Consider the following 12,107-nt stretch of genomic DNA (forward strand, 5'->3'; position numbering starts at 1 on the left):
ATCTGGCGACAGAACTTTTGTAATTAAAACCATAAAGTCATAGAGTCCGGAGTAATTCTTTTAAAAGTATTATTTCGGACTTTAATTTTTACTGCCCAATGACTTCAGACCACTGACCACTGACCACTGACCACTGATTAACCACCCCCATCCTAACAAACATCTCCTCGCTATACCAGTCATACTGCCTCGTCTTCTTAATCATCGGTGCATGCTCCTTACTTTGATAGGCAAATTGATCTAAATTGGATGAAGATTCCCATAAAGAAAAAGTTGCTTGTTCTAGCAGTGGAAACTCCCCTACGCCTTTGGCATATGTTAATCCTTGCTTGCCTTCCAGATGCTTACTGGCTGAAGGCACATTCCACCAGAATAATAAGGATTTATGCCAACGAATACTTGCCCGTGTAATAACGGCAACAGGCCCATCCCATGCAGGAATGGAATCCGAAAAATCGAATGGCTGCTTGCCATTCCAGGTTCCTTTACCTTTTAAGGGGATAGCATCCCAACCGGAAATTGAATTTGATTGTTGGGCTAACTGAAGCCAACGGGCATCCGTAAGAAAAAACGCCTCAGCTTTTTGGGGTGATTCCCAAACGCCCAACCAAGCATATAAACCAAAATTGGGAAGGATAGAAAACCCATTTCCAGCTCCGGTGCCTAAGTGTTTAGCGAATAATAAACCAGGTGCCGACCAGCATTGCACGAGCGAACGCCCCATTTCAGCAAAAGCATGACGTTTGGCTTGAAAGCCCGTAAAATTCAAAAATCGAATAGTAACAAATTTCCCCTGCATAGGCAGGCAAGTTATCTATTTTTTGAAGAAAATTGAGATTAGTAATTGGTATACAACAAAGAATTAACCGTGTTCCCTTTTAAACCCGAAATCTTATTTTTCGATGCAGAACTTTTGATATACGTCTGAACTTGTGAAGGTAAAGAAGTAGGATTTTGAGCCAAAAATAATGCCGCAACACCTGTCACATGGGGAGTCGCCATCGATGTACCACTTGAAAGAGCAGTTGAACTAGTTGACTTTATCCAATCCGATAAAATCGAAGTTCCCGGTGCAAATATATCAACTACCGAACCATAATTGGAATAGGAAGCCATGGCATCATAATTTAAACCTAATGAAGGATAAGCTCCCGTTGCCCCTACCGTAATAGCAGATGTAACACGCGCAGGAGAAAATCTTCCAGCATCTGCAGAATTGTTTCCGGCTGCCACACACATGACAATTCCATCTTTGATGGCGTTAGAAACTGCCAAATCGAGTGCTGAGGAAGCCCCGCCACCCAAGGACATATTAGCAACAGCAGGATTTGCCTTATGGTGATTAATCGCCCAGTTGATTCCGGCAATTACGCCCGAGGTAGTACCTGAACCGGATGCATCTAAAACACGGACTGCAATTAGTTTAACTCCTTTAGCAACTCCATAAATATCTCCTCCAACAGTTCCTGCCACGTGAGTTCCATGCCCATTTTGATCTATCCAATTTGTATCAGCTCCAATCGATGAAAAACCGCCAACTGCTCTCGTTCCGAAATCGGTATGATTCACTAAAATCCCCGTATCAATAATGTAAGCATCCACGCCAGCACCTGACGAGAAGTAAGTATAAGTAGTACTCAATGGCAAATTAGGCTGATCGATACGGTCTAAGCCCCAAGTAGGATTCGATATTTGCGTATTAAGACGAATAATCTGATCTTTTTCAATGTAATCAACTTTAGGATTCTTTTTTACTTTTTCCAAAGCCGAAGGGGACAAAATGGCCGAATATCCGTTGAATACTTTATTGTAAACATGTTTTGTCTTGACGCTCTCTGTTAACTCCAATTCATTAACATCAGCTTCAACATCTGTCGCTTCCGTGCTATCCTTATAAACAATAATATAAGCATCTTCAAGAACTGGTGTCGTCTTAGAAGCTAACGCATTAACCTGATCGATAATAACATCAGGATCTTTCTGTTTTGCAATTTCCGAATTCTCTAAAAAATGCTCAGTGCAACCGAATAATGTTAATGAAAACACTATAATTAAGCTGGAGTGATGGAGATTTTTCATATCGAAAAAGGATTTAGCAGTTGAAAAGAATATGTAAATCAAATATAATCTCATTGTATACTACAACATAAGGATGACACATCAAATATGGACTAGATTTTCATTTGAGTTCAAAGTTTTTATCGGTAGGTAATAAATCAACATCTACAAGAATAAGGCTAAGCAATATTTCAAATAAAAATCATGCTAAATTGACTTACCTAATACAAAGCTATACATCAAAAACAGGTTATATTATATCAATACTCAATTCTATTTTATTTTAGATTCATTTTATTATCATTAATTTTGTTAATAAATCGAACTTCTTTAAAAGCAAAACCAACATGAACCGTAAAATTCTACTAGGTAGTATCTATCTTTTTGCTGTTTGCATGGTATTTGCTTTTGTCACAGATCATCGTTGGGAGGATTGGTATATCACTTTTAGAGCTTCGAAAAATTTAGCAATGGGAAATGGCCTTGTTTTCAACATTGGGGAAAGGGTAATGACTTATACCTCACCCATTGGCACGCTTATACCCGCTTTGATAAAATATTTATTGCTTGATTACTCTGACGATGCAACAATGTGGGCCTATCGAATTATATGTTCAATAGTTCTTGCCCTCTGCTCTTTTCCATTATTTCGAATTATAGAATTTTTTAAACTAAATCGACTATTCTATTTCTTAGGCATCCTATTATTATCATTGAGTTTTATCATTATCGATAATACGATAAATGGGATGGAATCTGCATTTATGGTGTTTTTTGAATGTTATTTAATTTATTTACTTATTACAAAACCCCAAAATTACCCGACAAAACTTGGTATAATTTTTGCTTTTATCATGTTCAGTAGGCCTGATGGTTTCATCTATGCAGGTGCAATTTTATTAGGCTTTAGCATTTTTTCTACACTTCCCAGTACACAAATAACAAAGCAAAATTTAACGAATCTTCTTTATTCCATATTTATTGCTTCTATCATTTTTACACCCTGGTTTTTATGGACATGGTACTATTATGGTACTCCAGTGCCACATACCATCATTGCCAAATCGCGCACCTATAACATTGAATATTTTATCAATTCATTTATAAATTATGCCAAAAACTTCAAAGGATCATCAGATATCTATTTAGCACCCTATGGTGAAAATTTCGGTGGATGGGGATTATTTGGACTTTTTGCACGCGGAATGAGCCTAGTTTCATTGTTTTATTGGGTTAATTGGAAGGGGAATACTATTGCTAGATCACTTTCATTTTCCACCTTGGCGATGATTTTATATTTAAATATCGTATCGGGTCAAGGTCCTGCTCCCTGGTATTTACCCGCAGTTGCTGGCCCTTCGATTATCATTTGGATTTTCATTTTTTCTGATTTGAAAAGTCTAATCCCAACAAGAACTTTTTATTTATTCCCAATAGTGTTTCTCGGCATTTTAGGCGCTAATTTCTATTTCGCCATGCGAATGATTCGGGCTCAGCAACGTATTATTGAATTTGGAAATAGAAAAGAAATAGGACTTTGGCTCAATAAACACAAAAGCGCCCATGATACCATTTTCATGGAATGCCTTGGATACATTGGATTTTACTCGGAACTAAAAACATTTGATTTTCCAGGAATGTCCTCTCCAGAAATGGTAGCAACTAGAAAAAAATTAAAAACAAATCAATATGGATTTTTGATTCAAGAACTTAAACCCACTTGGATTTCGATTAGACCTATTGAAATTGAGAATATCAACAAACAGGTGCCTAATCTTTTATCAAAGCAATATCACTTGGTTAAAATTTTTGATAAGCGACTTGATGTCGCACATGCTAAAATCAAATATGGCCAACCTTATTTAGACTTTGATGCCGTATTTTATTTATACAAAAGGCTTTAATTTTTCAAATAATTATGAATAGAAACATAATATTCGGGATCTTATTATTATTTAGTATCTGCCTACTTTTTGCAATAGTCACTGATCATCGCTGGGAGGATTGGTATATTACTTATCGCGCTTCCAAAAATCTAGCTTTGGGAAATGGCTTAGTTTATAACATCGGTGAATATACGATGACATATACTTCTCCCATCGGTACACTTTTCCCTGCATTCATCAAGTATATATTTTTAAATCAATCAGACGATTTTACGATTTGGATTTATCGAATTGTTTGCTCAATTGTGCTCTCATCAACGAGTATCATTTTATTTAAAATCATCCAAAAGCTGCAATACCCCACGTTTTTCTACTTTATAACATTATTTTTCTTTGCATTTAGCTTCCTCATAGTAGATAATTCAATTAATGGCATGGAATCTGCATTCATGGTATTTTTTGAAATCCTATTAATCTATTTGCTGATTTCATTCCCACTTACAGAAACTTGGAGATATGCCATTTGCTTTTCAGGAATCATGTTCACCAGACCTGATGGTTTTATTTATGCTAGTATACTCATTTTAGGATTTGTAATATTTAACGTTAATAATAGCACAAGATTTACGCGTCAGAATTTATTTCACATTTTTAAGGCGATTGGCTTTGCCTTTCTTTTATTTAGCCCCTGGTTAATCATTACGGATAATTATTATGGAACCCCTATTCCACATACCATCATAGCCAAATCAAAAGTTTACTCCTTCGACTATCTCATTGACACATTTATAAATTATTGTCGGAACTTTAATGGCTCCCCTAATCTATTCTTACCTGCTTACGCTGTTAATTTTGGAGGTTGGGGACTCTTTAAACCCATTGCTCAAATATTGAGTTTTATAACGCTTTTCTATTGGTTAATTCCTGGCACAAACAAAATTGCAAGAGCACTTTCAATTGCAAGCCTACTCATGGTGCTATACTTAAATATTGTATCAGGACAAGGACCGTCACCTTGGTATTTACCTTCCGTAATAACACCATCTTTAATCATATTAACCCTAATTGCAAACGACATATATGAAGCATTTTTTACGAATGAACGATTCAAAATCATGAAATATGCATCCATAGCCAGTTTAATAGGGATTTGTATTTTCATGTTTAGTAATTTTTATTTGGGAATGCGAATGATTAAATACCAACAAAAGATTGTTGAATTGGGAAATAGGAAACAAATCGGTCTTTGGTTAAAAGCAAATTCGAAACCCAAGGATCGAGTATTTATGGAGTGTTTGGGATATATTGGCTTTTATTCGAACCTCAAAACCTATGATTTTCCTGGTATGTCATCTCCTGAAGTAGTAAAAACCAGGAAAACACTCAAAACTGAAAAATATTCCGCAGTAATTAATTACCTCAAGCCAGAGTGGTTGGTATTAAGAGCTGGAGAAGCTACCGAAATAAAAAAAGAGATTCCCGAACTTATGCAAAAAGAATACAAACTTGCTAAAACATTTGATGTTCGGAATCAAATTTCAATGGCGAAACTTAAATATGGCGAGCCATTTCTCCAAGTAGATGCTTTATTTGAAGTCTATCAAAAAGTAAACCCATAAACTGAAATTCTCAATCATAATTTTCTTCGCTTGCATTTTTAACTAAAAATTTAGTTAAAATAATTTTGTAACTAAATTTTTAGTTATACATTTGACCCAAGCAAAAGAAAAAATATGAAAAAACTCACGCAAGCGGAAGAACAAATTATGCAGGTTATTTGGAACCTACCTGAGGGTGGTTTTCTGAAAGACATCATCGAGCTACTCCCCGAACCCAAGGCACATTCCAACACCATCGCCACCCTATTAAAAATTCTTGTGGAGAAGGAGTTTGTTCAAATCTCAAATCCCAATCGGAACAATTTGTATTCCGCGCTGATTAGCAAAGAAGTTTACTCAGGCCAACGAATGGCTGGTCTAACCGAATCCTTTTTCGAAGGATCTTACTCTAATGTCGTTTCCTTTTTAGTGGATAAAAACCAAATGTCCATCGAAGATTTAGAGAACTTAATCGAACAACTAAAAGCAAAACAAAATGACTAGTTCAGCTATTTTCATCTATGCACTCAAGTCAATTGCCCTTTCAGGCATTTGTTTTGGATACTACACCGCGTTTCTTAAAAACACGTTGATGCATCAATACAACCGCTTTTACTTGTTGGCATCACTCCTACTCAGTCTTTTCGGCCCATTTGTCAAATTTGATTTCTTGTCGGTGAGCGAAGAACAAGCAGCCAGCATCAGCCAATCCATGATTTACCTGAATTCGATCCAAATTCAACCAAAAGTGGAACAAACCGATTGGAATCAAATCGGGCTATTTATTGCAGCAGGTATCTCGTTGACATTATTGGCCTATTTAGCTTTGGGCATTTATAAAATCTACCAAATCAAACGAGCGCATCCCGTTAGATCCAATCAGGGAATCGAAATCGTAGAGACCAACCTAGAAAATGCTCCATTTTCCTTCTTGAATCTCTTGTTTTGGAAGCAATCTATTGAATTGTCGAGTGAACATGGGCAGAAGATATTCCAACATGAATTGGCCCATATCAAGCAAAAGCATACTTACGATAGGTTATTTTGCCAATTGGCCGCATCCATCGCCTGGTTCAATCCCTTTCATTGGCTCATTAGCAAAGAGCTCCAAAATATCCATGAATTCATTGCCGACCGCGAAGCAATTCAAAACGGCGATATTCAAGATTTTGCCAAAATGCTACTGCAAGCACATTATGGAAACGAATTTTTAAACCCTAGTCATTCCTTTTATTACTCATCTCTAAAACGTAGAATTATGTTATTAACGACCTCAAAAAATCCCAAATTTGCCTATTTAAGACGCGTAGCAGTTTTACCTATGGCAGCATGCGCATTAATCTTGTGCAGCATTCAAATCCAAGCGCAAGCAAAAAAAGCTAAGAAAGCTGCTAAAACAGACTTTCTTGTAAGTATCCAACCGGATTCTACCATATTTTCAGATCCTAAAACGGGTAAGAAAGTATTTGCCGTTGCCACACGCGACATGCCACCTCCACCACCACCCGCATCAGTTCCAAGCCCACCATCACCACCAGAAAATCCATCAAAATTCGTAAAAGTCATCTCGGTTGATTCCAACAATTTTGAATTCAAGAGTACGATCAATGGCAAAGTGGTTACGGTAACTGCACAAAAAGTCTCTAACGGAACTAAAGTAAACGGAAAACCCATATCTGTGAAAGCGGATAGTGTCGCATTCGTTTCTGTTCCTAGTGAAAAAATCAAAGCTTTAATCGTAATAGATGGTACCATTGTTAAAGACCTTGATTTAAATAAAATCAATCCCCAAACAATAGAGTCAATGAATGTCCTCAAAGGCGAAAAAGCCAATGAAAAATATGGAAAAAATGGCGCCAATGGCGTCATAGAAATAATCACAAAAAAACCTTAGTTTAATTAATGAAAGAATAAAAAAATGCCATCCTCAGCTGACGATGGCATTTTTCGTTTGATTAGAATCCTATTTATTTCCCGATACAGAACTTCCCAAAGATATTCTTCAACAAATCATCATTCGATATTTGCCCCGTAATCTCCCCTAAATCATGTAAGGCATACCGAAGGTCCTGCGCAATCAAATCACCCGTCAATCCCGTTTGCAATCCTCGTAAAACAGATTCCAAGGTCTCTTGCGTTTGAAGTAAATGTTGGTAATGACGTAGATTAGTTACCAATGTACCTCCCGTACTCACCTGATCCAAGCCCACCACATCGAGCAATGCTTTTTCTAAATCGGCCAAGCCTACCTTGTTTTTTGCCGAAAGACAGATCAACGAAGGTATTTCTTTTGTAAAGGCATCTAATGTTTCAGATGAAACCTGATCCTTCTTATTTAAAATCTGGATAACCGGAATATCAATCGCTCCCAAGGCTTCTACCCCAGTCTGAATAGATGCCGCCGTTTCCGTCGTTGCATCCGCCATATAAATCACCACCTGAGCCTTCTTCACCCAAGCCTGCGTTCGCTCCACGCCCATTGCCTCAATCACATCTTCCGTCTCGCGCAAACCTGCCGTATCAATCAGACGAAACTTAATCCCACCCAATACCCACGAATCCTCCAAACTATCACGCGTCGTTCCCGCTATATCTGAAACAATCGCTCGTTCTTCGTTCAGTAAAGCATTCAATAATGTGGATTTACCAGCATTGGGTTTACCCACAATTACTGTCGCCACACCATTTTTAATCGCATTTCCTGCTCGGAAACTCGCAACTAAAGGACGAATAGCCACCAATAATTGGTTCACCAAATCCTCTAAATCCTTCCGGTCCGCAAATTCAACATCCTCCTCACCGAAATCCAATTCCAATTCAATCAATGACGCAAAATGAATCAATTGCTCCCGCAAGGCAGCTAATTCATTCGAAAAGCCCCCGCGCAATTGATGCAAAGCCGCCGCTTGTGCCACCGCTGAATCTGCCGCAATAACATCTGCCACCGCTTCCGCTTGCGCCAAATCGAAGGCACCATGCATGAATGCCCTTTGGGTAAACTCCCCCGCACGCGCCAAACGCGCACCCTTCTCTACAAACAATTGAATAATACTCTCCTGAATAAACGGAGATCCATGACACGAAATCTCGACCACATCTTCTTTGGTATAACTCTTCGGGGCAATGTATAAACTCACCACCACCTCGTCATATACCCGACCGGCATCTTCTATCCGACCATAATGTATCGTATGAGAAGCCTGTTTCGTTAAGTCTTTGGGCTTAAATACAGCATTGACAAGAGGAATCGCATCAGGACCCGACAAGCGGATTACCCCAATGGCTCCTACCCCAGCTGGGGTTGCCAATGCCACAATCGTGTCTTGAAATAACATTATAGCAAGTTTTGAAGCTTCATCGCTACCGACATATCTCCAGAAATTTTCACTTTTCCAGTCATCACGGCCATCATAGGATTTAATTCACCCTTTAATAAAGCTGTGAAATTCTCCTCAGTTGAAGCGATCGTACAATCAGCATCCACGTTTTCGTTGGTCACTGTGCCATCAGAATTAACCACAATGATGCCTGAAGGAAATGCAAATTTGAAAGAAACACCCTGTCCGCCCTTTTGGGAAGCTAGTGCATGAATACGTTCGTTGATTTCTTGAAATGTCATGTTTTGTCTTTTAAAACACAAAAATAACACTTAAATCTCCCGATGGCAAATTACCTTGAAGTCGCAAAATTGGCATGATTCCACATCAGATGTTTTCTCAAAGGGCTTCGATCGATCCAAGATCTTGTCCACCCAAGCCTGAATCAATTTCATAGAATCCGAAATGAATCCTTCCATGTTTTGACCTTCTTCAAACCATAAACCCAATTTTGGCACAGATAATACGCCAGCACCTAAGTTGCGGAAAGAAATTATTCCTGGCTCAATCAATATATTTTTCCAATCTAATCCTGCAAACAAAGGGTTCGTTTGCGCACGAACCGCATCAGCCAACAAAAATTTATATAACCACAACTGCAATAATTTGCCCTTCAAATCCTCCGAAACCAATGCCGCGGCTAATCCCTGGTCGCCAACCGTCAAATCCTTTGTTTCAACTTTTCCCGTTTTGTAATCAATGATGCGATACACGCCATCCACCCGATCCAATCGGTCGACACGCCCCTTCAACTTCACCGAAAAGTCAGCTCCTTCAAAACTCACGGGAACCAAGGTATTTAGATCCATCTCGGTGTCAAGCAATTGGACACGCCCCGTATTCCCAATGGATTCCGACTGATAATAACTCGTTAAAATGGTTTTGGCCACTTCTTTCAATACGAAATTGAAACCTTTTTCCATCTCAAAAACACCCTCTCGATCTTGAATTTCTACCATGGCTTGATTCAACAAATCATCCAAACTTTCAATCCGAGCTGCCACATCCGCCTGGTCTACCCAGCCGTCATGCGATGCTAAAATGGCTTTATCTACATTCTCTAAAACTTTATGCACCCACGTACCAAACACATCAGCTCCCAATTCATCCTCATACTGCTTCTCTTTCCGCAAGTCCAACACATAGCTATAATAGTATTGCAAACTACAATTGGCAAATTGGGCCATGGCAGACGGAGATAATCCGCGTGTTTCTAATTTGGCTTTCAATTGCTGAATGACTTCATACGATTTTTCAATACGGTGAACTTCATTTGTTGGTGCATTTTCAGCTAAATCAAAACTCACGGAAGGCTCTGTCCACGTTAAAGCAGGATTTTGTTTCACCCAATCCAAACGCAATTGCTTGATAAACCGACTCATTTCCTTAACGCTCGATTTTTCCGAGGGTTGAACATAGATCAATTCGATCTGTTTTGGCCTTTGTAATAATCGATGAAAGTGGTATGATGTCACCGCATCCGCTTGGGTAAACGTAGGCAAATCAAAGGTATTCATCTGCGCAATGTCCATCGGAATCAGACTTTCCCGTTTCCGAGTACCTGGCAAACTCCCCTCATTCAAAGACAATACAATCACCCGATCAAAATCCAAAGTCCGCGTCTCCAAAAGTCCCATCACATGTAAGGTCCGATTCTTCTGTTCGGCTACCTCAAAGGTCAATTTCTGCTGTTGGACTAAATTCAACAACAACTTAAAACCAATCTTGATCGAGACCTCATCCACTAAATGAATGACATCAGATAAATTATCAATCACCCGACGAGCCTGCACCAAAGCCTGCGCATCTGCACCCCAATCTTGTTTGGGCATTTCCTTTAATATTTGTTCAAAGGCTTCGGACGTTAGACTTAAAATTTCCGGGAAACTCGTTCCTGATAACAAGGATTTTAAAGCTGGGAGCGATTCCAATGCACGAATAGCCTCCATGGAAACATATAAATCATGTTGACCAGCCAAGGCCTGCCAAGCACGATTTAAGTCTTTAGATGCCTTTTTCGAACGCCCGTCGATGTAATATTGCATGAAAGCATGTTGCATCAAATTGCGAAATTGACTCACAGGAATACGCGACGCATCTGAACGTTTATGAATTTCACCCAATAAGGTAATGAATGAAAATACGGGTGTTTTCTTCAATGAATAACCCATCGTAATATTCAATCGATCCTTAAATTCCCCCACAAACAATAATACCTGATCCAAAAGACTTTCATCTCCTAACACCAAAGCCACTTGTTCCTCCGCACCATTTTCTGACTGCCATTGTCGAATCAATTCCATCGCCACAAAAACCTGCGCACTGGGATTAGCAACGCCTAAAACTTCGACTTCTTTCGCATCTTTTGCAAAATGCTGCTCCATCCATTGGAAATTAGATTTTGCTAAATACTTATTCGATCCCGCATCAACATAATTACGAAGCCAATTACCCGCTCGGTGAAATGAATTCTTCACATAATATTCATCCGCATCCCAAAGTGTTTCAGCAACATCTTGTTTCAAAAGGGCACGAATAATCTCCTCCTCCCCTTTGGACAAGGCATTAAAGCCCACAAAATAGATTTTTTTGTATTGCTTCGCTGTAGTTCCATTTGCGGCTAATCGAGCTGCTAAATCCCGATAGGCCATGCCTCGATAAGCTAATCCTCGGTCTTTTAGTCGAGCTTGCAAACGGCCATAAACTTCTAATAAATGGTCATACAATTTGAAATAGGCCTTGGTATGTTGGGTAATATATTTCCCAGTATCCGCCTCACCATATTCTGCGCCCCAACGCTCCAAAGACTTCACTTCAGATAGAAAGGAAAAGATCTGATAAGGCTCGACCAAATACATGTCCAGTGTATCAAAATCCTTCAACATCATCTGCCCCCAGCCCATAAATCGGTCGAAATCGACCGAAGGATCTACTTCTTTAAAGCAATGATAGGCTTCAAACAATAATTCAATGGGATCAATGAGGGTCGAATCCGTCATTTTGAGGGCAAATTCCTCAATAGTCATGAAGTCGGGCGCTAAAAACGGCCGATCACTTAAATAGGCTAATTCTTTTTTAAGGTAAAGTACACCACGCTGTGAGGGCATTACCACCGCAATCTCCTGCATTTCTTCAATGCTATGTTGTGCCCACAAATGCTCGGCCGTCTTCCTTAAAAATGTCTTCAT

The 12,107-nt window shown here is 39.0% G+C and carries 9 protein-coding genes; 4 read left to right on the forward strand and 5 right to left on the reverse strand.

The window, feature by feature from the left end; genetic code table 11:
• Nucleotides 1–88: 88 nt before the first annotated feature.
• Together SKC38_RS07115 and SKC38_RS07120 are read right to left on the reverse strand one after the other, a co-directional pair.
• On the reverse strand, nt 89–799 hold the full coding sequence (locus SKC38_RS07115) for a spheroidene monooxygenase (RefSeq protein ID WP_377976393.1): 711 nt from the start codon (nt 797–799) through the stop codon (nt 89–91).
• 38 nt (nt 800–837) lie between these two features.
• Nucleotides 838–2,079 (reverse strand): S8 family peptidase, encoded by a 1,242-nt coding sequence (locus SKC38_RS07120; RefSeq protein ID WP_377976395.1) that lies wholly within the window; start codon nt 2,077–2,079, stop codon nt 838–840.
• A gap of 326 nt (nt 2,080–2,405) precedes the next feature.
• Between SKC38_RS07120 and SKC38_RS07125 the strand changes: the two genes are divergently transcribed.
• From SKC38_RS07125 to SKC38_RS07140, 4 genes are all read left to right on the forward strand, one after another.
• Nucleotides 2,406–3,962, forward strand: coding sequence for a glycosyltransferase family protein (locus SKC38_RS07125; protein ID WP_377976397.1), 1,557 nt, complete (start codon nt 2,406–2,408; stop codon nt 3,960–3,962).
• A gap of 14 nt (nt 3,963–3,976) precedes the next feature.
• Complete coding sequence (locus SKC38_RS07130; RefSeq protein WP_377976399.1) at nt 3,977–5,563, forward strand: glycosyltransferase family protein; 1,587 nt, start codon at nt 3,977–3,979, stop codon at nt 5,561–5,563.
• 114 nt (nt 5,564–5,677) lie between these two features.
• Nucleotides 5,678–6,046: a BlaI/MecI/CopY family transcriptional regulator gene (locus SKC38_RS07135; RefSeq protein WP_377976401.1), complete on the forward strand. Its 369-nt coding sequence runs from the start codon at nt 5,678–5,680 to the stop codon at nt 6,044–6,046.
• Nucleotides 6,039–7,436, forward strand: coding sequence for a M56 family metallopeptidase (locus SKC38_RS07140; RefSeq protein ID WP_377976403.1), 1,398 nt, complete (start codon nt 6,039–6,041; stop codon nt 7,434–7,436). Before SKC38_RS07135 ends, SKC38_RS07140 begins: the two co-directional genes overlap by 8 nt.
• Nucleotides 7,437–7,509: 73 nt before the next feature.
• Here SKC38_RS07140 and mnmE read toward each other — a convergent pair whose 3' ends face one another.
• Genes mnmE through SKC38_RS07155 form a run of 3 tightly spaced genes read right to left on the reverse strand, consistent with a single transcriptional unit; the run spans nt 7,510 to nt 12,107 of the window.
• Complete coding sequence (gene mnmE / locus SKC38_RS07145) at nt 7,510–8,877, reverse strand: tRNA uridine-5-carboxymethylaminomethyl(34) synthesis GTPase MnmE (protein ID WP_377976404.1); 1,368 nt, start codon at nt 8,875–8,877, stop codon at nt 7,510–7,512.
• Nucleotides 8,877–9,161 carry an SCP2 sterol-binding domain-containing protein gene (locus SKC38_RS07150; protein WP_377976406.1) on the reverse strand — a complete coding sequence of 95 codons (285 nt, stop codon included), beginning with the start codon at nt 9,159–9,161 and terminating at the stop codon, nt 8,877–8,879. Before SKC38_RS07150 ends, mnmE begins: the two co-directional genes overlap by 1 nt.
• A 30-nt stretch (nt 9,162–9,191) precedes the next feature.
• Nucleotides 9,192–12,107, reverse strand: coding sequence for a PD-(D/E)XK nuclease family protein (locus SKC38_RS07155; RefSeq protein WP_377976408.1), 2,916 nt, complete (start codon nt 12,105–12,107; stop codon nt 9,192–9,194).

Origin of the sequence: Aquirufa echingensis, assembly GCF_042714525.1 — a bacterium.
GTDB classification, from domain to species: domain Bacteria; phylum Bacteroidota; class Bacteroidia; order Cytophagales; family Spirosomataceae; genus Aquirufa; species Aquirufa echingensis.